The following is a 24815-nucleotide window of genomic DNA, read 5'->3' as shown; positions in this document are numbered from 1 at the left end:
TTGCCGCAAGACACAACAGCGCAACTGCATTACGCATATGCTAAAATTTCACTGTACAGAAAAAAGTGATTTGGCTTGTGCCAGCGACCTGTCGCAAGTTGATGTAATCCACCCAGCAATGATACCCGGTCAAAGGGCACCTCATTCAGGTAGACAAGGAATATGAAATGACACCGACACCCATAGCGACGATCAGCACATTGCCGGATCGCGACCCCCAGTATGCGATCGTGGGCGAGGTCGATCTGGTTGTGGTGCGATTTGATGATGACATATCGGTTTTCTATGGAAGGTGCTTACATCGCGGGGCGTTAATGTCAGATGGGCATGTGCGCGGCAAAGATCTCATTTGCGGGGTGCACGACTGGGATTACCGACTTGACAGCGGTGTGTCGTCTTATGCCAACGAGGAAGCCTTGCCCAAGTTCAAGTCATGGGTCGACGGCGACCAGCTCATGGTGGATGCCGACGAGATTGATCAATGGGGCCATGACAACCCACAACCCTACAACCGAGACGCTTACCTGGGGCTTTATGCGGACCCTAGCCATAGTGATACCGGTGAACCCTATACCGGTCTTATCCAGCAATATGCTCGGGATGGTCTGAGCAAGACCGGGCATCATGGGCGTGTAGACGCCATGGGTGTGTTGCGGGCGGAACTGCCCGATTGGGATGACATCCAACTTCTCACAGCGCAGCTTGCCAAGCCGCCGCTGCTGGAGGATGCCGCGGTTGGAACAGAAATCATTATTGGGCCGAATGCGCAAAAACCCTTGCGATTGGAGATTCCCCTTTTTGTCTCGGATATGTCCTTTGGTGCTTTGTCGGAACCTGCAAAGGTGGCGTTGGCGCGCGGGGCCGAATTGGCAGGTACCGGCATATGTTCGGGCGAAGGTGGCATGCTGCCGGAAGAGCAAGAAGCCAATTCGCGCTATTTCTATGAGTTGGCATCTGCACGCTTTGGCTTTAGCTGGGACAAACTGGACAAAGTTCAGGCGTTCCATTTCAAAGGCGGGCAGGGTGCCAAAACCGGAACAGGCGGGCATTTGCCCGGTGCCAAGGTCAAGGGCAAGATTGCCGATGTGAGAGGGCTGAAAGAGGGCCAGGATGCCATTTCACCACCCCGTTTCCCGGACTGGGCGGATCCCGCGCAAATCAAGGACTTCGCGGATGAAGTGCGTGACCGGACGGGCGGTATTCCCATTGGCTACAAGCTGAGCGCGCAACACATAGAACGGGACATAGATGCCGCGCTGCAAGTTGGTGTTGATTACATCATTCTGGACGGGCGTGGCGGAGGCACCGGCGCGGCACCGATCATTTTCCGCAACAACATTTCAGTGCCGACCATTCCAGCGCTGGCCCGTGCTCGCGCGCATTTGGACCGTTTGGAGCGCGATGACATATCGTTAGTGATCACCGGTGGCTTGCGCAAACCCGCAGACTTCATCAAGGCGATGGCTATGGGTGCTGATGCGATTGCGGTTTCAAATGCGGCGATGCAGGCGATTGGCTGTCTGGCCATGCGCGCCTGCCATACCAACAATTGCCCTGTTGGGATAGCGACGCAAAAACCGCATCTTGTCAGTCGCATTGTGGTTGATAAATCCGCGCGGCAGCTGGCGAATTTCTTTGAAGCCTCGGTTGAGTTGATGCAAGTGATGGCGCGGGCCTGCGGACATACGCATCTGTCGCAGTTCAACCAGGACGACCTGACGACCTGGAAAAAAGACATGTCGGCCATCTCCGGCGTTACATTCGGAGGCGTCGCATGAATCAAGCCGAAGCGATCCTGATGGGGTTGCGCATTTGGGGCAGCATTGGTGCGGTTGTGGCCGCGGTATTTCTAACGATTGGCATGGACCGGATCGACGAAGACGCCCGGGACGCCTATATTTTTCGTCCGCTCCTGATCCCAGGTGTTTTGGTCATCTGGCCGCTGGTGCTTTGGCGCTGGTACCTCTACGAGACCGAAAGTGAAAACTGGCAAAACCGCTACGATCCGCCGCGCAAGGCCCATTTCGCGGTAGGGTGGATCCTGCCCATAGGCATTTGTGCAATCATCCTGACAGGCCTAAGTCTACGCCAGGTCTGGCCTGCCGACATTGCCCCATTGTTGTTGTCGGCACCGGCGGAGGTCAGCCAATGAGCGTGAAATACATTCCTGTTCAGTGGAACAACAACAAATACATCTATGACGCGGTGATGCTCTTGGGCGTCGGGTTGTTTCTTTACGTGTTTCTCTATGCAGCGCCCGGTATTCTGAGCCATGAGCGCCCGATCAACGCGCAGGTGCACAATGCCCGCGCCTTTGGCGCTTGTGCCTTTGTGATGCTCACGGTGATATTGTGTATTGGCCCGCTGGCCCGGCTGGATCCCCGGTTTTTACCATTGCTCTACAATCGGCGCCATTTCGGCGTGATGACGGTTTTTGTTGCTATCACTCACGCAGGTTACATCATTGATTGGTATTTTGCCTTTTCCAATTCGAACAAATACGAAGCACTGCTTTTCGCCAATACAAGCTATGGACAATTGGCGGGCTTCCCCTTCGAAGTCTTTGGCATCTTTGCACTTGTTGTTCTGATTGTCTTAGCGGCCACAAGCCATGATTTCTGGATGAAATTTCTCAGCCCTCCGGTTTGGAAGCGTATCCACTATCTTGTTTACCCTGCTTATCTTTCCGTGGTGGCGCATGTGTCGTTCGGAATCCTACAGGATCAACAAAATCATGCTTTCACCGTAATTTTCTTGGGCGGGGCTGGTGCGGTCGGGGCGCTGCACCTTTTGGCTGCTCTGCACGAGCGCAGGTCAGATCGCGCGCTCCAGGCGGATCCGCAGGATTGGGTGCTTGTCTGTGATCTGTCCGAAATGACCGACGGTTTTGCCAAGATAAAACTCTTGGCAAGTGGCGAGCGTGTGGCCGTTTATCTGAACGCAGACAAACTCAGCGCCATCTCGAATGCCTGTGCACATCAAAATGGACCCTTGGGCGAGGGCAAGATCATCGATTGTCTGGTCACCTGCCCTTGGCATGGGTTCCAATATGATGTGGCGTCCGGCCGCTCGCCCGCGCCGTTCACGGAAATGGTCCCTACCTACAATCTGAAAATCGAAGGCAGCTCTGTCATGGTTGATACGCGCGCAAACGCGCCGGGCACCTATGTTGAGCCGGTTCCTGTGCCGGGCAGGGAGGTTACACCATGAGCAATGAAAACAAGCCCTTCTTTGTGGGCTATTTGCCAACGCCCAAGAATCTTCGCGGTCTTTTACTTGCGGTTTGCGTGCTTTTCGTTAGCGGCCTTGCAGGGTTCGGCTTGGCGTTGGGCGTGGCGCAAGACAATCCGGGCGAGGGCGCCTTTCGTTTTGATTATGGGCGGCAAACTGTCACCGGCGTTGTAGAACTGACCCCCTATCCATTGCTGCGCGTGACCGAAGGCAATGAGCTGATCAAGAAAGGACACACACTTATGCTGGCTGGCACCGGCAAGACCAGTGTGGAAAGCCGGGCCATTCCTTTGGAGGGACAACTTGCACAGGTCTCGGGTGTCATACTGGAACGTGGCGATCTGGATATGATGCAGTTACGAGGCGGCAAGAATGGGCTCGACGCGGTTGAAGGAGATGCCCCGGAGGTCAAAACCGAACAGCTCGGACGTTGGAAACTGGCCGGGGAAATCTGTGACGGCAAGTGCCTCGCGGGCGCCATGCGACCGGGTCGTGGGCTGGCACACAAAGCTTGTGCCAACCTCTGTCTCATCGGAGGGGTGCCGCCGGTTTTTGTCTCCACACATCCGGTTGAGGGGTCGGAATTTCTATTGATCACCGGGCCAGACGGCGGGCATCTGCCGCAAGAAGCTTATCACTACGTGGCGCAATACATCTCGCTTGAGGGAGAAGTGGAGCGGCGTGGCGATTTGCTGGTTCTTCGGCTCGATCCGGATACGATGGAGCTATTGGAATGACGCGTCGGCTCATTATGATCCTTGTCGTAGCCTTGTTGGCCGCAATTTTTTTCTACCTTTCGCGGTTTTGGTACCTGTCTCTTTGGCCACGCCCGGGCCTCTTTGGCTGGGAAGCCTTGCGCCCTCAAGGCGGGCTTGTGGGCCAATGGGTCCGCGGAACCAATGCCGCCCCTTTCGAACTGCTGATCTGGGCACTGGGATGTTTTGGCATTTTGACAATAGCCCAGAAATTATACGATTTTTTCACAAGCGCGCGCGATGCAGGAGAACCCCATGAGTGATGAAACCCTCGACTGGATCCGCGTTGGTCATACCGATCACCTGCCCGAAGGACGTGTGAAAACGGTCACGGCGCGGACAACTTCCATCTGCCTTGTTCATTTTGATGGGCAATGGGCTGCCATGAACAATCATTGCCCGCATCAAAGAGGGCCACTTGGCGAGGGCTCCATCGAAAAGGGCATCGACGGCAAATGCTGGATCCGCTGCCCCTGGCACGGCTGGGACTTCGATCCGCTGACCGGTAAACCACCCGGTGGCCACGAAGACAGCGGGCAGGACATCTATCCCATCGACATACGGGACGGTGATATATTTGTAGGTATTCCGGCCGAACCGCCACATGTACGTACCGTCACGGATGTGATGGTTGAAACGATTGCCAACTGGGGTGTGCAATCCGTCTTTGGCATGGTGGGGCATTCAAACTTGGGATTGTCCGATGCCATCAGGTTGGCCGTTGTTGATGGAAGAATGCGGTATTTTGGGATTCGTCACGAGGGGGCTGCGGCCTTTGCAGCTTCGGCCTATGGAAAACTTACAGGTACGCCAGCGGCTTGTTTGACAATCGCAGGGCCGGGGGCGACGAACCTGTTGACCGGACTTTGGGATGCGAAAGTGGACCGCGCTCCGGTTCTGGCAATGACCGGCCAAGTGCAAACTCAAGTTATGGGTCCCGGGGCGTTTCAGGACATTGATCTGGTGTCAGCCTTTCAGGCGGTCACCCGTTTTTCACAACCTGTGCTCGGTAGTTCCAACCATGCAGAGCTTGCTTCGCTTGCTTGCAAGACTGCCATTGTCGAACAAGATGTGGCGCATCTTATTTTTCCTGACGATGTCCAAACCAATGCCTCGGATCAGGCGGCGGGTGCACCGGAAGGGCGGGTGACCCAAGCGCCTGTTCTTCCTGCGCAAAGCGAGATTGACAAAGCGGCTGCCCTGATCAAATCAGCCAAACGGCCGATCATTGTCGTGGGCCACGGAGCTTATCCGATGCGGCACGACATCGCTGCGTTGGCGGAAAAACTCGGAACACCAGTGCTGACTACATTTAAAGCCAAAGGATTGCTGCCAGACAGTCATCGCTGCGCCGGCGGTGTATTGGGCCGCTCCGGCACGCCCATAGCCAGTTGGTTCATGAATGAAGCCGACCTGATCATTGCCTTGGGCACCAGTTTTTCCAATCACACAGGGATCGAGCGCAGCAAAGACATCATTCAAGTGGATCACGAGCGCATGCAGTTGGGAAAATTTCATCCAGTGAAATTGCCGATCTGGGGCGATGTTGGCGCGTTCTGCACGGCCATTTCCCAGGCCGAATGCATCAATCCGAATGGGGCAGACCAGATTTCAGAACTTGTTGACCGTTGGGATATTTGGCGGCGTGAAAAGCAACATCGGCTAGAGGAAGACGCAGGTCGCGGCATCCACTCCTTCGCAATTTTTGAGGCTTTGGGGCGGCTGGTGCCGGACAACACAATTTTTGCCGTCGATGTGGGAAACAACACCTATTCCTTTGGACGCTATCTGGAAACAAAAGGAACGCAACGGGTGTTGATGTCGGGCTATCTCGGCTCCATCGGCTTTGGTTTGCCTGCAGCCTTGGGAGCTTGGGCCGCGACGCAGGACAAATCAGACCTAAAAGGCTGCAAGGTGGTATCCATCTCGGGCGACGGCGGCTTTGGACAATACCCCATGGAGTTCACCACGGCGGTCAAATACGGGATGGATATTACGCATATTCTTCTCCACAACGGCGAACTCGGTAAAATTTCCAAAGAACAGCGTTCAGGCGAATGGCCGGTCTGGGAAACGGACCTGCAAAACCCGGGCTTTGCGGCCTTTGCCCGGCTGTGCGGGGGGCATGGCGTCAAAGTCACAGATCCGGCAGACGTCGAAGCTGCGATCACCGAGGCATTGAACCACAAGGGGCCCGCCTTGGTCGAGATCATGACCGACGCCGAACTGGTCTGATCTCATTGCGCTGCTGCGGCGCATGTCATAGGACGAAGCAACTTAGTTTTGAACGCATTGCTTATGAGCCGGCCTGAGACATGAACGATATCTACGAAGGTCTGGTGTCGGCGTTCCGGCTGGTGGTGAGCCTGGACCCTGATCTGATGAGCATCAGCCTGAGGTCTCTGCAGGTGAGCCTGTCTGCGCTGGTTATTTCCTCGGTCATCGCGCTGCCCTTTGGGACCTTTTTGGCGATCCGCAGGTTTCGCTATCGGCGGCTAACCATATCTTTGCTGAATGCGCTCATGGGGCTGCCACCGGTCGTGGTTGGCTTGATCGTTTATATTCTGTTGTCACGTTCCGGTCCCTTTGGCGTCCTAGGTCTACTGTTTACCCCATCGGCGATGATCATCGCGCAGGTCGTGATCATTACACCGCTCATTGCTTCCATCACCCATCAGGCGATGCGCGAGCTTTGGGCGGAATACCATGACTTGCTGATCTCGCTGAATACCACCAACTGGCAACGCATAAAGACGCTGATCTGGGACGGGCGGCGCAACCTCTTGACGGCCTCGTTGGCCGGGTTCGGGCGCGCCATTGGCGAGGTCGGCGCCATCATGATTGTGGGCGGTAACATCGACAATGCCACCCGCGTTTTGACCACAGCCATCGCATTGGAAACCGGCAAGGGAGATTTTGCATTGGCGTTGGCCTTGGGATTTGTGCTGATCGCTTTGGCCGTTGGCATAAACATCGCGATCCATTGGTTGTCGCGCACGGAGCGGGAGGGACGGTGGTGAGTTCGATCCTGCCTCTGACACTGGCGGACGTTGCCGTGTACCGACGTGGCAAACGTCTTTTGGGGCCAGTCAACTTGACGCTTCAACCAGAGGGTCTGACCATGATCATCGGTCCCAACGGCAGCGGCAAGACTACTTTGTTGCGGGTGATGCACGGGGTGGAACGGCTCAGCAAAGGAGTGACGACATGGTCTGTGCCTGAAGCTGAAGCGCGCCACCGTCAGTCCTATGTGTTTCAGACACCGATCATGCTGAGGCGCACCGTGGCAGACAATCTCAAGTATCCGCTGAAACTGAGCGGCGCCCCGCGCGCGCAAATTGAGGATCAGGTTGAAAAATGGACAAACCGGATCGGTCTTGCCGACCGTATCAGCCTTCAGGCCACCCGATTATCGGGAGGAGAAAAACAAAAACTGGCGCTAGCGCGTGCGTTGATCCGCAAGCCGGATGTGTTGTTTCTGGATGAACCCTGTGCAAATCTTGATGGCGCGTCGACACGAGAAATCGAAACTATTTTGCACGATGCCTTGCGCGGAAAAACTAAGATTATCATGACAACTCATGATCTGGGTCAAGCGCGGCGGCTGGCGAGCGATGCTATATTCATGCTGCACGGCGTTGTGCATGAAACGGGCGCAGCGGACCCGTTTTTCAAAGCGCCGCGCACCGCTGAGCTACAGGCGTTTTTCAGAGGAGACATCATCATATGATCGCCCGTATCATCAGCTTCTTTGTGGCGAGTATTTTGTCCACTGCCGTTTTGGCGCAAGAGATCAAGCTGGCCGTGACGACGTCTTTTGAAAACTCTGGTCTTGCAGATGTCCTGTTGCCGACCATCAAGCAGGACCTTGATCTTGATGTACAATTGCTGGTGGTGGGAACCGGGCAAGCGCTGCGTCTGGGCAAGGCGGGGGATGTAGACGCTATTCTGGTGCATTCGCGTGCCGCGGAAGAGCAGTTTGTCATCGAAGGCTATGGCACGTACCGACGCGAAATCATGTACAATGATTTTGTGCTAATTGGGCCTAAAGACGACCCTGCGGATGCAGGTGGTGCACAATCGGCAGCAGATGCCTTAAGGCGGATCGGTACGGCTGAACCGGCTTTTGTCAGCCGAGGCGATGACAGCGGCACCTACAAAAAGGAACGCGCTCTCTGGCGCTCAGCGGAGTTGGACCCAGAGCTTTTTGGTGCATGGTATCATGAAGTAGGCGCAGGCATGGGAGCGAGCCTGAACACTGCCGCAGGCCTGGATGCCTATATCCTGGCGGACCGGGCGAGTTGGTTGAATTTTGGTAACAAGGCCAATTTGTCGCTGCTTTATGCCGGTGATCCGGCGCTCTTCAATCAATATGCGTATCTGGCGGTCAACCCAGAAAAACACGCACATGTACGCAATGATCTTGCCGTGCTGCTCGAAAACTGGCTAACCAGCCCACGCGCTGCAGATATGATCAATAATTACACGATCGATGGAGAGACGCTGTTTACGTTTAACGCCAAGTCGGAGTGAGGTTAGTGTTGATGCGGCTCTTCGTCCAGTGACCCATGGATCGCAAATTGCTCAATGCCTGCATCCTGCGGTTCAATCATCCGATAGCTCTCTTTCACGCCGGCTTCGGTCAATTCACGTGTGACGGTCAGCAGAGTATTGAAATCCTGATCGTCGCAGAGCGCCAGCATCTGGTTGATTTCTTCCAGGGCAACTCCCATGGCGGACTCGACCGAGGGCGCGCCATAGATTTCCACGAAATGCCGCGCGAGCGTTGCGGCGATCCCATCGCGCTCGTTTTCCTCGATCTGTGTTACCGCGACGAAGCTCACGCGACCAAAGGTCTCCAACCCCATCCAACCGTTGGTGAAGGCCTGTTTTGCCTTACCAACCAGATCCCCTTCGGACCAATTGGAAAACTCGAAACCGCCTGAAATGCACCACTCGCCGGTGCGCGCAGGGCTGTGAAAAACGCGTGTATCGCTATCGTCAAAGTGAATAGCCCGAGCCAGTTTCATGAGACCTCCGTCAAATTTCGCATCATCGACATGATCTGTGTCTGATCATCCTGCTGCAACAGCAAACCGAAGTTTTCGTCAACACCCAAAAACGTGCCGCTGGAGCCGTCTATGTCGATCTGCTGTGAGACACCATGTACCAGCCCCGTCCATTCGTCATGAACGGGTTTGACGCCATCCTCTTCCCAGCGATTAATCCAGACAAGCGTATGGCGCACCCATGCTTCCAAAAGGTGGGTTGCGTCAACTTCGCTGCACCCTTCGTCAAAGAGGGTTGTTTGATCGGGGGTTGTGCCTGCGTCAGCCGCGTCAGACCAAAGTGTGAGCGTTAGCCCGACGACAAGCCAATTGGGAGCGCGGTCCGCGTCATGTGGCGCAGCAGCCACTTTGAGCGCACCGCAGACCGCACCGTTCACTCGGATGTCGCCTTGCCACGCCAGATGCACGGAAACTTCGGGCGGCGCCAAGGCCCCCAGTGCGTTCTGAAAACCTATCCCGCAAATGGGTAGCATGATCATGGCGTCGCGCAGGGAAACTTCCGGGGCAAAGACCAAGGCGGCGCGGAGGCGGTCCAGCGTGATGTCATACGCCACCAGACCGGCATCGCACCCTGCATCAGCCTCGCTGCGCGCGACATCGAAGGGATCAGCTCCAGCTGTTGCAAGCCCTTGAAAAAGGGGTGGAAACCCCGGACCGCTCATGCTTTTCCGTCAGCAATGAGCGCCCGTGCCACATCCCGAAAGGCTTCTGCCTGCGCGCTGTCGGGCTTTGATACGACAATCGGAGCACCGCCATCCGCCGCAATCCGAATGTCAAGATGCAAGGGGATTTCTGCCATCAATGGTACGCCCAGCTTTTCGGCTTCGGTTGCAACCCCTCCGTGCCCGAACACATGCTCTTCGTAGCCGCATTTGGAACAGATGTGAGTCGACATATTCTCAATCATGCCCAGGATCGGCGTGCCCAACTGATTGAACATATCGATCCCTTTGCGTGCATCCAGTAAAGCGACATCCTGCGGAGTAGAGACGATAATTGCGCCGTCGACATGGGCTTTTTGCGCCAATGTCATTTGCACATCGCCCGTGCCTGGGGGCAGGTCAACAATCAGCACGTCCAGCGCGCCCCATTGCACCTGATTCATCATTTGCTGCAGTGCGCCCATCAACATGGGTCCGCGCCAGACAACGGCCTGATCGTCATTTGTCATCAACCCAATGGACATCATGGTCACGCCGAAATTGCGCATCGGAAGGATCGTTTTGCCATCGGGAGAGGAGGGTCGCCCCGAAACACCGAGCATGCGGGGTTGCGACGGGCCATAAACGTCCGCATCCAGCAAGCCGACGCGGCGGCCTTCTGCTGCCAGAGCGCAGGCTATGTTGGACGCGACGGTCGATTTCCCGACACCGCCCTTTCCCGAAGCGATGGCCAGGATCCGGTCGATGCCTGCGATTTTCTGCGGTCCAGAAGGGGCGGAAGACTTTTGCGGCTTCAGATTAGGCGGGGCGGAAGGGGTGCTATGCGCGGTCATGACCACGGATACGGTCCCTACACCATCAAGCGCCTTGACAGCCGTTTCCGCCGCGGCTTGTACCTCGGCATAGAGGGCCGCCTGCGAGGGCGGAACCTCAATAACAAAGCGCACGTCACTTGTGTCGCTTACAGTCAGCGCTTTGACCAACCCAGCGGCCATGATATCGGTTTCGGTCACCGGATCGGTTACCGTCTTGAGGATCTTTAGAACGTCGTCTCGAGTCAGGCTCATTTGTATCTTATCCGTCCCGGTGGCCGGTGATCTCACCAGTCACGACATGTTCCAGATCCAGCCCGTCGACGGTCAGAACGACTTTCGCGGTATAGGTCTTGTTGTCCGTGTCACCGGCGTTACGCATGGCCTCTTCAATGGCTTGCTGGGAGGTGACGCCGACCTGCTTGAGAAATTTTCGCATCGACATGTTGAAATCTTCACTCATATTGGGTTCCTTTTGGCGCTTTTGGGCGGTGCATTTTGAAAACTTGACGGTGGCGCGGAGCTGGTTCTAGGCTGAACCTCTGTCCGGCGGAATTGGGGAGTGCTTGTGCGGATCTTGTTGGCGACCTTGATTTTCATCGGCGTTCTGCGCCCCTTGGCAGCCGAAGAAGACTTGCGGCTTGCCGTGCCAAACGTTTTGGAACAATCGGGTTTCGCCCAATTTGTCGTGCCGCGTTTCGTGTTGAAAACCGGTGTGCGCATCACCCGTGTGGGGGAAGATGAAGCTGCCCAGATGCGCTTCACGCAAGGGGGCCAAACTCTCTTTGTGGGATTGGGTAAGCAGTGGTCGTTTGAACATGAAGGCGACGCACGCGCGGAACGTTTCGCGACATGGCTGCGCTCGGACATTGGCAAGCGTACCATTGAAAGCTTCATTGCGCCCGACGGCAGTCCGTTCTCTACGCAAGTGGCGGCGGCTGTTGCGGTACCGGTTGTCGATTTCGACGGCGATGTCGCAGAAGGAGAGACTCTGTCGCTTTCGATGTGTGGCCGGTGCCATGTGATCAATGAAAAGAACCGCATGAACGGAATGGGTGCGACACCTTCTTTTGCTGTTCTTCGCAGTTTGACAGACTGGGATGATCGGTTTCAAACTTTCCATCTGCGCAACCCGCATCCCAGTTTTACCCAAATCGAAGATATCACCGACCCGTTTGATCCAAGTCTGCCGCCACCCATCGTACCGATGGAAATGACGCAAGCCGACCTTGATGCCATCCTTGCATATGTCGCCATCATAGCGCCTGCTGATCTTGGGGCTCCTTTGCAAACTCAGTGATCCTTGCGCTTGCTCAGATAGTCATCGGTTGTGCGCACTTGCGGCCGCGGCTTACCCGCAAACGGATTGTTTTCAGAGTGATATTGCGCCTGGATACGGCAATTGTCGCACATCTGGATCATCCGTGCGGTTTGCGGGTTTGAAAACATCGCATGTTTGCCAGCCAGTTTTTCCATGATGCGTTCGACCGTGGACTTCGATCCAAAAAGAGCACCGCATTCCACGCAGGGAAAGGGCTCTTCTTCATGCATGACTTTCTGGGTTAGTGCCGCATCAGTGAGGTTAAGTTGTGGCGCCAGAGTTATGGCATCTTCCGGGCAGATGTTGGCGCACAACCCACATTGCAGGCATGCGTTTTCTTCAAAACGCAATTGTGGCTTGTCCGGGTTGTCGCCAAGGGCGCCAGCAGGACACAGCGAGACACAAGACAGACACAGCGTGCAGGCGTCCTGATCCACCAGAACAGCGCCGTAAGGCGCGGCGTCGGGAAGATCGATAACAGGCGTTTCGGGCCGCAGTGCCTGAGCCGCCAGTCGCGTGACTTGCCGGCGCGTTCCAAGTGGCAAAATCGGTGTGCCGACGATTTCCAATTCCCCGCGCTCATAAAGCGCGTCACTCAAGCCATCGGGATCATCCACATCGATCAGGTGTACGGCTTCTCTCCCGGCAATCGCACAGGCCAGAGCTGTCTCGCTTTCCAGCGCCGGGCGTTCCGTACGCGGCGCCAGCACAATCGAGACTTGGCCAAACCCGCAGGCCAAAGCTGCCAGCATTTCCGCATGCCCAAAACCGGCAAGTGCAGAAACCGATAGGGGAATAACCTCCGCAGGGAGACCACGGCCAAACCGGGCGGACAAGGAGATCAGCTCCGATCCGAATGTGTCGTCGTGTACCAGCAAGCGTGGCGCTTCCCCGCCTGCTTTTCGATACGTGCCGGCCAGCGTGTTTAAGCGCGCAAATACGTCAGCAACCGGTGGTGCGTCATAGGTAATGGCGCTGGAGGGGCAGAGTGCGGCGCAAGCGCCACAGCCTGCACAGATCATGGGATCAAGGGTCACATGCTCGCCCGCAGATGTGATCGCGCTTGTAGGGCAAATGTCGAGGCATTTGGAACAAGCGGGCTGTTCCGCTCTGGAGTGCGCACACAACGATTCTTCAAGCCGGACGAAAAGTGGCTTTTCAAAGGTCCCGATCATGGTCGAGGCTTCAAGCATAACCTTTGCAACTGCGGTAGAACTGCCGGGATCCGCACGAAGATATCCATCGCGTTTTTCCGGTGCCGGGAACAAGGGACTGTCGCCACTGAGATCCAGAATGACATCGCATTCCGTCAGAGCAGCATCCCTTGCCGGTGTCCAAGTTGCCGCACCCCTACCTCCGGCTACGATCTGTTGGAACCGATCGATGCGCAGGCTGAATTGACCCAAAGAGCCCTTTGCGCGGTTGAGCCTTCCACTCACTGTTTCGAAGGGTTGCCCCGGGATAACGTCGTGCGGCTCTGCTACCAGCAGCGTAACGGCGAGTGCGGAGGCAAGATCTTGCGCAGCTTGAAGGGCAGCATCACTGGACCCTATAATCAGGCAAGCACCATTCGACACCACATCCAACGTGCGTTCAGCCGGGCGTCCGATCTTAGCTTCAGCTGCTAGGGCGGCCATTTTTGGCGCGGCTTTGGTGGCGTCATCGCTCCATCCGGCACGGTCGCGCAGATCAACAAACCCGGGGATTGGTGCGCCGATTTCCTGGGCCAATTCTTCAAACAATCGCGCTTCCTGTTGACAGGCCATCAGCACGTCGCCTTCGGCCATAAGAGCAGCCGTCTGCTCAATTTGTGCGCCGCATGCGTGGGTGAACATTTTTGAACACTCCAGACCTGTTGCTCTAGAAAGCGTTTCGGCATCAATCGACTGGCTGCCCAAGCAATCGCACAGAATAATTGATTTACTCATTTTTCCCCCAAAGCGCGTTTCGCTCCAGCACCCCAGCTGGCCTGCGCCGAACCATAGCTATTCAGGTATTTAGCGGCGCGTAAACTGGATTCGACCCTGCATGCGGTCACGGCGCAGCATTTTCGGGTCTTTGCGTCAGTTTTTTTATGGTACAACGGAATATGCAATATCGACAAACCCGTGGTTTTTCATGCCCTTGGCGCAATGCAAGACATGCCGGTGGTTGGATCGCGAGAGTTTATGCATGCTACGGCACACATTTTTCTAGGATACTGAGGATGATTTGGTAAGGTAATCAAACAGTCAGTGCGTGTTGGGGAGCAACCTTGGGAGTCGTCTATCCGAATTCACAAAGTGTGAAGCTTGGTGTGGTTTTGCGCCAGTCGCCTGGTGTTACAGCTTGGGCCAAATGGGTGTGGACTGCGACCTCTGTTCTGCCGGGCGCTCCACAAGCATCCTGGAAACTTTTGCGCCAGGATGGTGATGTCTCAGAATACCACGCCTCAACAGTTGATTTGACACTGTATGTGTCGGACACCGAAGCCTACGTACATGAGCTTCAATCGCAACAGCCTTCTATCTATGTTGTCATGCGGGATGCGGAAGACGCGGATGATGATGCGCCCTTGGACATTCTGAAAGTCACGGCTTCGCCTTACGAGGCGCAGGATTACTGCGACAGTGGCGAAGAGACAGTTGAGCGCGTGTCGATGCCGACATCTGTTCTGGAGTGGGTGGCAGCATTTGTTGCGGAGCATCACGTCGAGGAAGAATTCGTAAAGCGCCGTCGCGACAAGTTGCGTATTGATCGCAAAGACAATGGTGTCGGTGATGCTCGCATTTCGCAAGCGTCTGATGTGTACCGGGCCCCGACGACAATGACGCGGGAGGGTGCCGAGTGACCAATCCGCAATCATTCTGGGCGCGCCGCCGAGCCGCAGTGCAAGCCGAAGCAGAGGCGGAGGCCCGCGTGGATTTGGCTGACGTCGCGGCTAAACGCGCAGAAGCGCAGCCAAGCAAAGACGACGCAGAAATTTTGCAGGAATTGGGTCTGCCCGATCCAGATGGGATGGAAGCGGGCGATGATTTCACGGCGTTTTTGGCCAAGGAAGTACCTGAACATTTAAAAAACAAGGCATTGCGCAAGCTCTGGCGCAGCAATCCGGTTTTGGCATGCGTTGATGGACTAAACGAATACGACGACGACTATCGCGCGGCGATGCTGCTGGCGGAACCGATCAAAACAGCCTATAAGGTGGGCAAGGGCATGATGGCACATCTTGAAGAAGTAGCGCGCCAACAAGATGCCGCAGAGCATGCGGTTGACGAGGCCGAAAACCAAGAAGTCGAAGATCGGGAAGCCGTTGAAGAAGATATGACCGAGCCATCAGTTGCAGAAAGTGCGCCGCTGGAAAAGCCACTGGTTGAAGCAGGCGAAGCGGTTGAAATAGCTGTCGCGCCGCAAAGGATGCGGTTTCGGTTTGAGGAGGCGCAGGCATGACTGCAGCCGCGCAATCCCTTGACGTTTCCGCCGAAGACCGCTTGCGCGCGGATCTCTACAACTACCTGGGCTTGTTGTTGGCGCGTCCAGCGGACCAGGTGCTCTTGGAGCAAACAAGCGCCCTAGCTGGAGATCAAAGCCCGATCGGTGAGGCAATAAACGGTCTGGCCCGAGTGGCAAAGGCAACAAAACCCAAATCGGCAGAGCGTGAGTTCAACGCTCTCTTTATTGGACTCGGGCGTGGTGAATTGCTGCCCTATGCCAGTTACTACCTGACAGGGTTCCTAAACGAAAAACCTCTGGCCAATCTGCGCAGGGACATGGTCTCATTGCAAATGACCCGGGCAGACAACGTATTCGAGCCAGAGGACAGTATGGCATCGCTGATGGAAATGATGGGCAGTATGATCGTTGGTCGCTTCGGCGCGCCTGTCAGTCTGGATCAGCAGCGCACGTTCTTCAACAATCATGTCGCGCCCTGGGCCACGCATTTCTATGCTGATCTGGAGGCCGCGAAGACGTCGGTACTCTATGCATCAGTGGGAGCCGTAGGGCGCGAATTTATGGCGATCGAGAAAGAAGCATTCAGAATGACGGCAGACTGATCTGCCACAAGGGGCGGGACGCCGCCCGACACAGATGAAAGGGAGAAGTAGACATGGCAAAGACGTCTGAAGGCGACACAAGTCGTCGGGATTTTCTGAAACTGGCAAGCACAGCTGCGCCAGCTGCGGTTGTAGTGGTTGCGGCGGGGACAAGTTCTGCTGAAGCCTCTCCTGTAGATCCAACGGCGGAGACGATGCAAGACACCGCACACACACGGGCATACTTCGACAGCACGCGCTTTTGAGGCCATACGCGCTTCAGTGCTTGAGCTGAGCGACACTATATAACCTAGCCACCTGAATGGGGCAGCAAGGGAGGAAACCATGCTAAGGAAAAAGACCAATCGGGTCTCACATCGGGCGGGAAGCACAAACATCCTGACCAACGTCGGTTCGAAATCAGTAGATCGCCGCGCGTTCTTGCGTGGATCAGGGCTCGCCATCGGCGGGTTGGCGGCAATCTCGGCGACAGGTGGCTCTGTGACGCAGGCCTCGGCTGCGGCAGCTGTGAGTGGGGCGGTTGAAACCATCAAATCGGTGTGCACACACTGTTCTGTTGGGTGTACCGTCATAGCCGAAGTATCAAATGGTGTCTGGGTAGGGCAGGAACCTGGCTGGGACAGCCCGTTCAACCTCGGTGCACATTGTGCCAAAGGTGCCGCGGTACGCGAACATGCGCATGGCGAACGTCGCTTGAAATACCCCATGAAAAAAGAAAATGGCGAATGGGTGCGCATCTCCTGGGAGCAGGCGATCAACGAGATCGGCGACGGCATGATGAAAATCCGTGAAGAAAGCGGACCGGATTCTGTCTATTGGCTGGGCTCGGCGAAGTCGAACAACGAACAGGCCTATCTTTTCCGCAAGTTCGCCGCTTATTGGGGAACCAACAACGTCGATCACCAGGCGCGGATTTGTCACTCGACAACAGTGGCCGGTGTGGCAAACACATGGGGCTACGGCGCCATGACCAACAGCTACAATGACATCCACAATTCCAAAGCGATGTTCTTGATTGGCGGCAACCCTGCCGAAGCGCATCCTGTGTCGCTACTGCACATGCTCAAAGCGAAAGAGCAAAACAACGCGCCTTTCATTGTGTGTGATCCTCGGTTCACGCGCACAGCAGCACATGCTGATGAATATGTACGGTTCCGGCCTGGTACGGACGTGGCACTGGTGTGGGGCATCCTCTACCACATTTTCGAGAACGAGTGGGAAGACAAAGAGTTCATCCGTACCCGTGTCTGGGGTATGGATCAGATCAAAGCCGAGGTTGCAAAGTGGACTCCGGAAGAAGTTGAGCGGGTGACCGGTGCGCCGGGCAGCCAGCTCAAGCGGGTGGCACGGACATTGGCCAATAATCGCCCCGGCACGGTTATCTGGTGCATGGGTGGCACGCAGCACACAAACGGCAATAACAATACGCGTGCGTATTGTGTCCTGCAGCTGGCTCTTGGCAATATGGGTACGGCAGGCGGCGGTACCAACATCTTCCGCGGTCACGACAACGTGCAAGGCGCAACGGACCTTGGCGTCCTGGCGAATACGCTGCCGGGTTACTATGGCCTGAAACCTGGGTCTTGGGCTCATTGGGCGCGGGTCTGGGAAGAAGACCTGGAATGGTTGCAAGGCCGTTTCTCTGTCATGGAGGGCGCTGGCAAAGACGGTACCGATCGCATGATGATGAACGAAACCGGTATCCCGGTGTCTCGCTGGATTGATGGCGTTCTGGAAGACAAGGAGAACATCGACCAGCCCGACAATACCCGCGCTATGGTGCTTTGGGGCCACGCACCAAACTCTCAGACCCGTCAGAAAGAAATGAAGACGGCGATGGAGAAATTGGACATGTTGGTCGTGGTGGACCCGTATCCAACGGTCACCGCCGTGTTGCAGGACCGGCAGGATGGCGTGTATCTTTTGCCAGCTTGTACTCAGTTCGAAACACGTGGGTCCGTGACCGCGTCGAACCGGTCTTTGCAGTGGCGGGACAAGGTGGTTGAGCCGCTTTTTGAATCGCTGCCTGACCACACAATCATTTCGATGTTTGCCAAGAAGTTTGACTTTCACGACAAACTGTTCCGCAACATCGCCATGGATGGCGAAGAGCCTGTTATTGAAGACATCACGCGAGAGTTCAACCGCGGTATGTGGACAATCGGGTACACCGGTCAATCGCCTGAGCGCCTAAAGTTGCACATGGCCAACCAGCATACCTTTGACCGCACGTCTCTGAGGGCGGTCGGTGGACCAGCAGATGGTGACTTCTACGGCCTGCCTTGGCCAAGCTGGGGCACGCCTGAGATGAATCACCCCGGCACGCCAAATCTATACGATATGTCGGTTCCAGTCGCGGAGGGCGGCCTGTCTTTCCGAGCCCGCTTTGGCGTCGAAAGGGATGGGGATAATCTGCTGGCGGAAGGTGTTTCAAACCCGGGTGCTGAAATTCAGGACGGATACCCTGAATTTACCATGCAAATGCTCATGGACTTGGGATGGGACGGCGATCTGACAGCAGATGAACGCGCAGCGATCGATGCTGTCGCAGGGCCAAAGACCAACTGGAAAACTGATCTTTCCGGCGGGATCCAACGGGTCGCGATCAAACATGGCTGTTCGCCTTTCGGCAACGCCAAAGCCCGCGCGGTTGTCTGGACATTCCCAGATCCGGTGCCGATACACCGCGAGCCGCTTTACACCAACCGTCGTGACCTCGTGGCCGACTACCCGACCTATGAGGACAAGAAGTTCTGGCGTCTGCCGACGATGTACAAGTCGATTCAGGATCAGGATTTTTCGGAGGAATATCCGATGGTGCTGACCTCTGGCCGTCTTGTCGAATATGAAGGCGGGGGTGATGAGACACGCTCGAATCCATGGCTCGCTGAGTTGCAGCAAGATATGTTTGTCGAAGTGAACACCCGCGATGCCAACAACCTTGGTATTCGGGATGGCGAACAGGTTTGGGTCGAAGGTCCGGAAGGGGGCAAGGTCAAGGTGATGGCCATGGTTACCGAGCGGGTTGAAAGCGGTGTGGCCTTCATGCCGTTCCACTTTGGCGGGCACATGGAAGGTGTTGATTTGAGGGATAAATACCCCGCAGGCGCCGACCCATATGTGTTGGGTGAAAGTACCAACACAGCACAGACCTATGGCTATGACAGCGTAACGCAGATGCAAGAGACAAAAGCCACTCTTTGCAAAATCTGGGCAGCATAAGGGGAGTATGAACAATGGCCGCTAGAGCAAAATTTCTCGTCGACGCCGAACGCTGCATCGAATGCAACGCCTGCGTAACAGCCTGGAAAAATGAACACGAAGTGCCATGGGGCATCAACCGCCGGAAGGTCGTCACCATAAATGATGGCTCACCCGGGGAACGGTCGATTTCCGTGGCATGCATGCACTGTTCCGACGCGCCGTGTATGGCCGTGTGTCCGGTGGATTGCTTCTATCAGAATGAAGAGGGTGTCGTTCTGCACTCCAAGGACCTCTGTATTGGTTGCGGATACTGTTTCTACGCTTGTCCCTTCGGCGCTCCGCAATTCCCTCAAGCGGGCAATTTCGGATCGCGTGGCAAGATGGACAAATGTACCTTCTGTGCCGGTGGCCCCGAAGAAAACAACTCCACTGCCGAATTCGCTAAATACGGTCGCAACCGCATTGCAGAAGGCAAGTTGCCGATCTGCGCGGAGATGTGCGCGACAAAGGCACTGCTGGCTGGCGATGGTGACATTGTCGCAAACATCTATCGTGAGCGCGTTGTGGCACGTGGCTTCGGATCTGGTGCCTGGGGGTGGGGGACTGCCTACGATCAAAAGGGCGGTTGATACGCTGCTCTTTGACAAGATTTTAACTCCGGGGCGGCTCAATCGGGCCGCCCTGAACGTCTCAGCCAGGTTGGAAATGCCCATGCTCCGTATTCTATGTCTTTTGGTGTTCACTTTGGTCCTTTCGCTGCCGGTTCATGCGCAAGAAGAAGCTGCGCCGGCGGACCGTAGCGCGACTGGCGGGGCGCAAACGCTCGAAGATATCATGAAACGTCAAGAAGGACTGAAGCTGGACAACAGTTTCCGCAGTGACGTAACCGGTAATCCGGCAAAAGCTAAGCCAACCACGGACCAACTTGGTACGCTCGGGGGGGCTTCGGATCCCGACCTCTGGCGAGCCTATCGGTTCAATTCTGCGGCGATTACCACGCAAGTGCGCGGTCCAGCGGCAGATGTGCTGATCCAGGATGGTGGCATGCGTTGGCTGATCTTTCGTGAAGGTCCTCTGCTGACTTACGGGTCGTGGTTACTTGGCGGCATGATTGTGCTATTGGCGCTTTTTTACCTGATCCGAGGTAAGATCAGGATCGATGGCGAAAAGACAGGCCGCACCATTCTGCGCTTCAAGTCTGCGGAAAGGTTCGCCCATTGGCTTTTGGCCGGGTCCTTTATTCTGTTAGGCATCACCGGTTTAATCACACTGGCCGGGCGCAAGCTGTTCATTCCGCTCTTTGGTCACGAGGCATTTGCCATTGTCGCGGTAGCGTCCAAGTGGGTGCATAACAATGTTTCCTGGGCTTTCATTCTGGCGCTGGTTCTGGTCTTCGTTTTCTGGGTGGTCCACAATCTGCCGGACCGTACGGATATCAACTGGATACTCACAGGCGGCGGTATTTTTGGCGGTGGTCATCCGCCTGCGAAAAAGTTCAACGCTGGCCAAAAACTGATCTTTTGGTCGGTTATCGTGCTCGGCGGGTCTATCGCCGCATCTGGACTGTCTTTGCTCTTTCCCTTCGAGCTTCCCATGTTCGCTGCGACTTTTGAAAAACTCAATGCAGTCGGCCTGCCGCAGCTGGTCGGTTTAGGAGAGCTGAATACGGCCCTCACGCCACATGAAGAAATGCAATATGCGCAACTTTGGCACGCCATCGTCAGTTTTGTTCTTATGGCGATTGTGATTGCACATATCTACATCGGTTCTGTGGGTATGGAGGGTGCCTATGACGCCATGGGCAAAGGCGAGGTGGAATTGCAATGGGCGCGGGAACACCACAGCATCTGGACTGCAGAAGTTGAAGAAGCAAAATCCAAGGCAAGCTCCACATGAAAGAAATAGCTCTGGCATGTCTCGCCATGATCGTCATTTCGATCAGCGCAAGTTTCGCCCTTAAAGAGGCCGGGTTTTCGGCCGCTGACCAAGGATCCGGAGCAGCCGTCCGGCTCGACTAACGCTACTGTGCGGCGGTTCTGAGTTCGTTCATGAGATGACGGAACTTTTCACCTTGAATACCAACGTGATCGCGCAGCGCTTTTTCTGCTTGGGTTTGATCGCCGGCGCGCAAAGCAAAAACGATGTCTTCGTGTTCCTGCATGGATTGCGCCATACGACCGCGCAGGCGTAACTGAAGACGCCGGAACGGTTTGAGCCTTCGATGCAGACGCACGGCTTGACCGGCCAGGTAGCTATTGCCGGATTGAGCATAGATGGTGTGATGAAAGCGCTCGTTTTCCAGGTAGTAGGCATCGGTATCATTGGACGTTACGGCTGCACGACACAGAACATTTGCACTGTCCAGATCGTGCAGCGCTTGGTCCGAGATCCGCAACGCCGCCAAGCGTCCGCAAACACCTTCGATCTCGGACATGGTCTCGAACATTTCCATCAACTCAATTGGACCGGGCTGTCTTACAAACACACCGCGCCTCGGAAGTTGCTCGGCGATGCCGGAGGCTACAAGTCGTTGCAACGCTTCGCGGATCGGGGTGCGCGATACGCCAAACTGCTTTGACAACCTGATCTCATCAAGTCGGTCGCCATCGTTGAACTGGCCGGTAAAAACCAGCTCTTCCAAAGCGTCGGCAATCCTGTCGGCGTGTCTTGTTTCCATGAGCATAACATAGGCATTCCTTTTGCACGCAACAATGACATTATTACATACAAAACCGTTGACTCTGAATGTGAGGCACTGAATGCTCGTAATCGAGCTGGTCACAAAAAACCAGCGATCTGGGAGGATATCATGAAATTCAAACTGCTTTCTGCTGCATTCGTAGCAGCCTTTGCGACCGTCGCTGGCTCAGCTCAGTCAACAGAGCTGCGTCTTTCGCATCAATGGTCTAACAAGGACGTGCGCCACCAGGTGGCGCAGATTATCGCTGACGAAGTTGCAGCGGCTGACGTGGATCTTGAAATCAAGATCTTCGGGTCAAAATCCCTCTTTAAACCGCGCGAGCAATACAAACCCTTAAGCCGTGGTCAGTTGGACATGACAGTCTTGCCGCTCAGCTACGCTGGAGGACAACAGCCTGCCTACAACCTCACTCTGATGCCCGGTCTGGTCAAAAATCACGACCATGCGGCGCGATTGAGCGACAGCCCGTTCATGGATGCGTTGGAAGCGAAAATGGCCGATGATGATGTGATCGTGCTGGTACACGGGTATTTGGCAGGCGGTTTCGTCGGCAAAGACAAATGCATCACGAAACCCGAAGATGTGGTGGGTCAGCAGACCCGCGCTGCCGGGAAAGCATTCGAGCAGATGCTTGCCGGAGCAGGCGCTTCCATTGCGTCGATGGCGTCTTCGGAGATCTACAACGCCATGCAGACAGGCGTTTTGACCGCGGCTAACACGTCATCTTCGTCTTTTGTGTCTTATCGCATCTACGAGCAGGTGGCTTGCTATACCCCTGCATCCGACGTGGCGCTCTGGTTCATGTACCAGCCGGTATTGATGAATAAGTCGACTTTCGAAGGTTTGTCCGAAGCGCAACAATCTGCGTTACGCGAAGCTTCTGCAAAAGCCGAAGCCTTTTATCTGGATGAGGCCAAAAAGCAGGACGCCGCTTCTGTCAAAGTCTTCAAGGACGCGGGGGTCGAAATTGCGGAAATGACGGCGGAGGACTTCGCTGCGTGGCAGGCAATTGCGACGGAGACATCCTTCAAGGCCTTTGTCGATGAGGTTCCTGACGGGCAAGCGTTGCTGGACATGGCTTTGGCCGTCGAATGACCTGACACGGGCGGTGACTGTCACCGCCCGTTTTGTCCAAGCTATTTGCGCGTAGGATACCTTCATGGCCGGTCAAAAATCCGCCGCCAATACACAAGTCGGAGATCATCCGTTTCTACGCGCCGTGGCGGCATTGTCGACGGTTGCCGGTTGGTGCTCGGCCGCGATGATCGTGACTGCAGTGGCGATCACATGCCAGATGATATTCGTGCGGTTCGTGCTGAATGGCTCAACTGTCTGGCAAACAGAAATGGTGGTCTATCTGGTCATCGGCGCCACTCTGGTGGGGCTCGCCTATGTGCAGCGCTTGCGAGGGCACGTCAATGTGGATCTGATCCCCCTTGCTATGCCCGCAAAGGCGCGGCGGGCGATGGCGGTGCTCACCCTGTCGCTGTCCATCGCGATAATTGCGGTTATGTTGTGGTACGGGTTTGACTATTGGCATTTCGCTTGGGAGCGCGGATGGAAATCCGACACGGTTTGGGGCGTCCGGTTGTGGATTCCTTACCTGGCGCTGCCCGTCGGTTTCGGACTGTTGATGCTCCAGCTCATTGCGGACCTTGTGGGCGTTTTGACCGGGGCTGAGACGCCGTTCGGTCTGGAGAACAACTGATGGATCCATTGTCCTTAGGCGCCTTGGTGGCTGTCGCCACGATCATTGTGCTGTTTTCGGGCGTGTCGGTGGCCATTGGCCTTTTGATCGTCTCTGCTGGCTTCCTGATCATCTTTGACGGCATGCGCAGTCTTGAGTTGATGCCCGAAATCCTCTTTGGCAAGCTCGACAACTTCGCGCTGCTCTCGATCCCGATGTTCATCATCATGGGCTCGTCGATTGCCTCGACAAGGGCGGGTGCCGACCTCTACGAAGCCTTGGAAAGATGGCTGACACGGGTACCTGGCGGTCTGGTCATCTCCAATCTGGGCGCTTGCGCGCTCTTTGCTGCGATGTCCGGCTCCAGCCCGGCCACATGCGCCGCAATTGGCAAAATGGGTATTCCCGAAATGCGCAAGCGTGGGTATCCGGACGGAGTCGCCGCGGGCTCTATTGCGGCGGGTGGGACTTTGGGCATTCTGATCCCACCTTCCGTCACAATGATCGTCTACGGCATCGCCACAGAAACCTCGATCGGTCGGTTGTTTCTCGCAGGCGTCATTCCCGGTTTGCTGTTAGTGACGCTCTTCATGGCTTGGTCGCTCTATTCCACATGGAAGTCGGGCGATGCAGGGCTTTTGAGCGCGCGCAGCTATTCCTGGCGCGAAAAGTTTGAAATCCTGCCACGTGTCTTGCCATTCATCGGCATCATCATCGGTGTGCTTTATGCAATGTACGGCGGGATCGCCACGCCATCGGAGACTGCTGCGGTGGGTGCCCTGTTGTGCCTGCTCATCGCGATGATCATCTACAGGCTGTGGCATCCCGCAGCGCTATGGGCTGTGCTGCGAGACAGTACCAAGGAAAGCGTGATGATCCTCTTCATCATCGCCGCTGCCGGAGTTTTCTCCTACATGTTGTCGAGCCTTTTCATAACCCAATCCATCGCGGAGTGGATTGGAACGCTTGACGTGAACCGTTGGGTTCTCATGGGCACAGTCAACGTCTTTCTGCTGATCGCAGGCTTCTTCCTGCCACCCGTCGCCGTGATCCTGATGGCAGCCCCGATCCTGTTGCCGATCATCACCACGGCGGGTTTCGATCCGATCTGGTTTGCGGTCGTGTTGACCATCAACATGGAGATCGGCCTGATAAGCCCGCCGGTGGGTTTGAACCTCTACGTGATCAATGGCATCGCACCGGATATCTCGCTCAAAACAATTCTGATGGGATCTTTGCCCTTTGTTGCCTGCATGGTGATTGCGATCATTTTGCTGTGCCTCTTTCCAGGCTTGGCAACCTGGCTACCTGACGCCGTAATGGGACCTGCGTTTTGAGC

General features: G+C 55.8%; 27 protein-coding genes. 21 read left to right on the top strand and 6 right to left on the bottom strand.

Annotated features, from left to right (window positions below; translation table 11 throughout):
* Positions 1–167 precede the first annotated feature (167 nt).
* The 9 genes from AB8B75_RS07655 to AB8B75_RS07615 all read left to right on the top strand — a co-directional run bounded on the left by AB8B75_RS07655 (position 168) and on the right by AB8B75_RS07615 (position 8519).
* Positions 168–1778, top strand: coding sequence for a glutamate synthase-related protein (locus AB8B75_RS07655; protein WP_405361152.1), 1611 nt, complete (start codon positions 168–170; stop codon positions 1776–1778).
* The gene (locus tag AB8B75_RS07650) at positions 1775–2152 is read left to right on the top strand and encodes a hypothetical protein (RefSeq protein ID WP_405361150.1); all 378 of its coding nucleotides are present in this window, start codon (positions 1775–1777) and stop codon (positions 2150–2152) included. The genes AB8B75_RS07655 and AB8B75_RS07650 overlap by 4 nt, the downstream gene beginning before the upstream one ends.
* A complete protein-coding gene (locus tag AB8B75_RS07645; RefSeq protein ID WP_405361149.1) occupies positions 2149–3210 on the top strand; it encodes a Rieske 2Fe-2S domain-containing protein in 1062 nt (353 codons plus the stop codon). Before AB8B75_RS07650 ends, AB8B75_RS07645 begins: the two co-directional genes overlap by 4 nt.
* Positions 3207–3968 (top strand): hypothetical protein, encoded by a 762-nt coding sequence (locus tag AB8B75_RS07640; protein ID WP_405361148.1) that lies wholly within the window; start codon positions 3207–3209, stop codon positions 3966–3968. The genes AB8B75_RS07645 and AB8B75_RS07640 overlap by 4 nt, the downstream gene beginning before the upstream one ends.
* The gene (locus AB8B75_RS07635) at positions 3965–4249 is read left to right on the top strand and encodes a hypothetical protein (protein ID WP_405361146.1); all 285 of its coding nucleotides are present in this window, start codon (positions 3965–3967) and stop codon (positions 4247–4249) included. The genes AB8B75_RS07640 and AB8B75_RS07635 overlap by 4 nt, the downstream gene beginning before the upstream one ends.
* Positions 4242–6221, top strand: a complete 1980-nt coding sequence (locus AB8B75_RS07630) for a thiamine pyrophosphate-dependent enzyme (RefSeq protein ID WP_405361144.1) — start codon at positions 4242–4244, stop codon at positions 6219–6221. Before AB8B75_RS07635 ends, AB8B75_RS07630 begins: the two co-directional genes overlap by 8 nt.
* Before the next feature lie 80 nt (positions 6222–6301).
* Positions 6302–7006, top strand: a complete 705-nt coding sequence (locus AB8B75_RS07625; protein ID WP_405361143.1) for an ABC transporter permease — start codon at positions 6302–6304, stop codon at positions 7004–7006.
* A complete protein-coding gene (locus AB8B75_RS07620; protein WP_405361142.1) occupies positions 7000–7716 on the top strand; it encodes an ATP-binding cassette domain-containing protein in 717 nt (238 codons plus the stop codon). Before AB8B75_RS07625 ends, AB8B75_RS07620 begins: the two co-directional genes overlap by 7 nt.
* A complete protein-coding gene (locus tag AB8B75_RS07615; RefSeq protein ID WP_405361141.1) occupies positions 7713–8519 on the top strand; it encodes a substrate-binding domain-containing protein in 807 nt (268 codons plus the stop codon). Before AB8B75_RS07620 ends, AB8B75_RS07615 begins: the two co-directional genes overlap by 4 nt.
* A gap of 2 nt (positions 8520–8521) precedes the next feature.
* On the opposite strand, the gene AB8B75_RS07610 is transcribed toward AB8B75_RS07615, so the two are convergent.
* Genes AB8B75_RS07610 through AB8B75_RS07595 form a run of 4 tightly spaced genes read right to left on the bottom strand, consistent with a single transcriptional unit; the run spans position 8522 to position 10992 of the window.
* Complete coding sequence (locus AB8B75_RS07610; RefSeq protein WP_405361140.1) at positions 8522–9016, bottom strand: DUF6505 family protein; 495 nt, start codon at positions 9014–9016, stop codon at positions 8522–8524.
* Positions 9013–9717 (bottom strand): DUF4444 domain-containing protein, encoded by a 705-nt coding sequence (locus tag AB8B75_RS07605; RefSeq protein ID WP_405361139.1) that lies wholly within the window; start codon positions 9715–9717, stop codon positions 9013–9015. The genes AB8B75_RS07610 and AB8B75_RS07605 overlap by 4 nt, the downstream gene beginning before the upstream one ends.
* Complete coding sequence (locus AB8B75_RS07600) at positions 9714–10784, bottom strand: Mrp/NBP35 family ATP-binding protein (protein WP_405361137.1); 1071 nt, start codon at positions 10782–10784, stop codon at positions 9714–9716. Before AB8B75_RS07600 ends, AB8B75_RS07605 begins: the two co-directional genes overlap by 4 nt.
* Before the next feature lie 7 nt (positions 10785–10791).
* Entirely contained in the window at positions 10792–10992 is a 201-nt protein-coding gene (locus tag AB8B75_RS07595; protein ID WP_405361135.1) for a DUF6494 family protein, read from the bottom strand.
* A gap of 99 nt (positions 10993–11091) precedes the next feature.
* Here AB8B75_RS07595 and AB8B75_RS07590 point away from each other — a divergent pair, with 99 nt between their 5' ends.
* Positions 11092–11829, top strand: a complete 738-nt coding sequence (locus AB8B75_RS07590) for a c-type cytochrome (RefSeq protein WP_405361133.1) — start codon at positions 11092–11094, stop codon at positions 11827–11829.
* Here the strand turns inward: AB8B75_RS07590 and AB8B75_RS07585 are convergent.
* Positions 11823–13778, bottom strand: a complete 1956-nt coding sequence (locus AB8B75_RS07585) for a 4Fe-4S binding protein (RefSeq protein ID WP_405361132.1) — start codon at positions 13776–13778, stop codon at positions 11823–11825. The two genes, AB8B75_RS07590 and AB8B75_RS07585, sit on opposite strands and share 7 nt — an antisense overlap.
* Before the next feature lie 326 nt (positions 13779–14104).
* On the opposite strand from AB8B75_RS07585, the gene AB8B75_RS07580 reads away from it, so the two are divergent.
* The 8 genes from AB8B75_RS07580 to AB8B75_RS07545 all read left to right on the top strand — a co-directional run bounded on the left by AB8B75_RS07580 (position 14105) and on the right by AB8B75_RS07545 (position 21106).
* Positions 14105–14680, top strand: a complete 576-nt coding sequence (locus AB8B75_RS07580; protein WP_405361131.1) for a DUF3305 domain-containing protein — start codon at positions 14105–14107, stop codon at positions 14678–14680.
* Positions 14677–15279, top strand: a complete 603-nt coding sequence (locus AB8B75_RS07575; protein ID WP_405361129.1) for a DUF3306 domain-containing protein — start codon at positions 14677–14679, stop codon at positions 15277–15279. The genes AB8B75_RS07580 and AB8B75_RS07575 overlap by 4 nt, the downstream gene beginning before the upstream one ends.
* Positions 15276–15884: a molecular chaperone gene (locus AB8B75_RS07570; protein WP_405361127.1), complete on the top strand. Its 609-nt coding sequence runs from the start codon at positions 15276–15278 to the stop codon at positions 15882–15884. The genes AB8B75_RS07575 and AB8B75_RS07570 overlap by 4 nt, the downstream gene beginning before the upstream one ends.
* A 53-nt stretch (positions 15885–15937) precedes the next feature.
* Positions 15938–16129, top strand: coding sequence for a ubiquinol-cytochrome c reductase iron-sulfur subunit N-terminal domain-containing protein (locus AB8B75_RS07565; RefSeq protein ID WP_405361125.1), 192 nt, complete (start codon positions 15938–15940; stop codon positions 16127–16129).
* A gap of 79 nt (positions 16130–16208) precedes the next feature.
* Positions 16209–19106, top strand: a complete 2898-nt coding sequence (locus AB8B75_RS07560) for a formate dehydrogenase subunit alpha (RefSeq protein ID WP_405361123.1) — start codon at positions 16209–16211, stop codon at positions 19104–19106.
* 14 nt (positions 19107–19120) lie between these two features.
* Complete coding sequence (gene fdh3B, locus AB8B75_RS07555; protein ID WP_405361121.1) at positions 19121–19717, top strand: formate dehydrogenase FDH3 subunit beta; 597 nt, start codon at positions 19121–19123, stop codon at positions 19715–19717.
* A gap of 82 nt (positions 19718–19799) precedes the next feature.
* Entirely contained in the window at positions 19800–20984 is a 1185-nt protein-coding gene (locus AB8B75_RS07550; protein ID WP_405361119.1) for a formate dehydrogenase subunit gamma, read from the top strand.
* On the top strand, positions 20981–21106 hold the full coding sequence (locus AB8B75_RS07545; protein ID WP_405361117.1) for a hypothetical protein: 126 nt from the start codon (positions 20981–20983) through the stop codon (positions 21104–21106). The genes AB8B75_RS07550 and AB8B75_RS07545 overlap by 4 nt, the downstream gene beginning before the upstream one ends.
* 2 nt (positions 21107–21108) lie before the next feature.
* Here AB8B75_RS07545 and AB8B75_RS07540 read toward each other — a convergent pair whose 3' ends face one another.
* Complete coding sequence (locus AB8B75_RS07540) at positions 21109–21765, bottom strand: GntR family transcriptional regulator (protein ID WP_405361115.1); 657 nt, start codon at positions 21763–21765, stop codon at positions 21109–21111.
* Positions 21766–21897: 132 nt separating this feature from the next.
* Between AB8B75_RS07540 and dctP the strand changes: the two genes are divergently transcribed.
* From dctP to AB8B75_RS07525, 3 genes are all read left to right on the top strand, one after another.
* A complete protein-coding gene (gene dctP, locus AB8B75_RS07535; protein ID WP_405361113.1) occupies positions 21898–22884 on the top strand; it encodes a TRAP transporter substrate-binding protein DctP in 987 nt (328 codons plus the stop codon).
* Positions 22885–22948: 64 nt separating this feature from the next.
* Positions 22949–23497: a TRAP transporter small permease gene (locus AB8B75_RS07530; RefSeq protein WP_405361111.1), complete on the top strand. Its 549-nt coding sequence runs from the start codon at positions 22949–22951 to the stop codon at positions 23495–23497.
* The gene (locus AB8B75_RS07525; RefSeq protein ID WP_405361109.1) at positions 23497–24813 is read left to right on the top strand and encodes a TRAP transporter large permease; all 1317 of its coding nucleotides are present in this window, start codon (positions 23497–23499) and stop codon (positions 24811–24813) included. Before AB8B75_RS07530 ends, AB8B75_RS07525 begins: the two co-directional genes overlap by 1 nt.
* The last annotated feature ends 2 nt before the right edge of the window (positions 24814–24815 follow it).

The organism is Roseobacter sp. (assembly GCF_045106495.1).
Classification (GTDB): domain Bacteria; phylum Pseudomonadota; class Alphaproteobacteria; order Rhodobacterales; family Rhodobacteraceae; genus Roseobacter.
Note: the sequence above shows the minus strand (reverse complement) of the source record. Positions and strands in the feature narration are given on the sequence as shown.

Bases quoted from the DNA above. Each gene is read 5' to 3' on its own strand.
- AB8B75_RS07655 (WP_405361152.1), top strand. From the start codon at position 168: ATGACACCGACACCCATAGCGACGATCAGCACATTGCCGGATCGCGAC.
- AB8B75_RS07650 (WP_405361150.1), top strand. From the start codon at position 1,775: ATGAATCAAGCCGAAGCGATCCTGATGGGGTTGCGCATTTGGGGCAGC.
- AB8B75_RS07645 (WP_405361149.1), top strand. From the start codon at position 2,149: ATGAGCGTGAAATACATTCCTGTTCAGTGGAACAACAACAAATACATC.
- AB8B75_RS07640 (WP_405361148.1), top strand. From the start codon at position 3,207: ATGAGCAATGAAAACAAGCCCTTCTTTGTGGGCTATTTGCCAACGCCC.
- AB8B75_RS07635 (WP_405361146.1), top strand. From the start codon at position 3,965: ATGACGCGTCGGCTCATTATGATCCTTGTCGTAGCCTTGTTGGCCGCA.
- AB8B75_RS07630 (WP_405361144.1), top strand. From the start codon at position 4,242: ATGAGTGATGAAACCCTCGACTGGATCCGCGTTGGTCATACCGATCAC.
- AB8B75_RS07625 (WP_405361143.1), top strand. From the start codon at position 6,302: ATGAACGATATCTACGAAGGTCTGGTGTCGGCGTTCCGGCTGGTGGTG.
- AB8B75_RS07615 (WP_405361141.1), top strand. From the start codon at position 7,713: ATGATCGCCCGTATCATCAGCTTCTTTGTGGCGAGTATTTTGTCCACT.
- AB8B75_RS07610 (WP_405361140.1), bottom strand. From the start codon at position 9,016: ATGAAACTGGCTCGGGCTATTCACTTTGACGATAGCGATACACGCGTT.
- AB8B75_RS07605 (WP_405361139.1), bottom strand. From the start codon at position 9,717: ATGAGCGGTCCGGGGTTTCCACCCCTTTTTCAAGGGCTTGCAACAGCT.
- AB8B75_RS07600 (WP_405361137.1), bottom strand. From the start codon at position 10,784: ATGAGCCTGACTCGAGACGACGTTCTAAAGATCCTCAAGACGGTAACC.
- AB8B75_RS07595 (WP_405361135.1), bottom strand. From the start codon at position 10,992: ATGAGTGAAGATTTCAACATGTCGATGCGAAAATTTCTCAAGCAGGTC.
- AB8B75_RS07585 (WP_405361132.1), bottom strand. From the start codon at position 13,778: ATGAGTAAATCAATTATTCTGTGCGATTGCTTGGGCAGCCAGTCGATT.
- AB8B75_RS07570 (WP_405361127.1), top strand. From the start codon at position 15,276: ATGACTGCAGCCGCGCAATCCCTTGACGTTTCCGCCGAAGACCGCTTG.
- AB8B75_RS07565 (WP_405361125.1), top strand. From the start codon at position 15,938: ATGGCAAAGACGTCTGAAGGCGACACAAGTCGTCGGGATTTTCTGAAA.
- AB8B75_RS07560 (WP_405361123.1), top strand. From the start codon at position 16,209: ATGCTAAGGAAAAAGACCAATCGGGTCTCACATCGGGCGGGAAGCACA.
- fdh3B (WP_405361121.1), top strand. From the start codon at position 19,121: ATGGCCGCTAGAGCAAAATTTCTCGTCGACGCCGAACGCTGCATCGAA.
- AB8B75_RS07550 (WP_405361119.1), top strand. From the start codon at position 19,800: ATGCTCCGTATTCTATGTCTTTTGGTGTTCACTTTGGTCCTTTCGCTG.
- AB8B75_RS07545 (WP_405361117.1), top strand. From the start codon at position 20,981: ATGAAAGAAATAGCTCTGGCATGTCTCGCCATGATCGTCATTTCGATC.
- AB8B75_RS07540 (WP_405361115.1), bottom strand. From the start codon at position 21,765: ATGGAAACAAGACACGCCGACAGGATTGCCGACGCTTTGGAAGAGCTG.
- dctP (WP_405361113.1), top strand. From the start codon at position 21,898: ATGAAATTCAAACTGCTTTCTGCTGCATTCGTAGCAGCCTTTGCGACC.
- AB8B75_RS07530 (WP_405361111.1), top strand. From the start codon at position 22,949: ATGGCCGGTCAAAAATCCGCCGCCAATACACAAGTCGGAGATCATCCG.
- AB8B75_RS07525 (WP_405361109.1), top strand. From the start codon at position 23,497: ATGGATCCATTGTCCTTAGGCGCCTTGGTGGCTGTCGCCACGATCATT.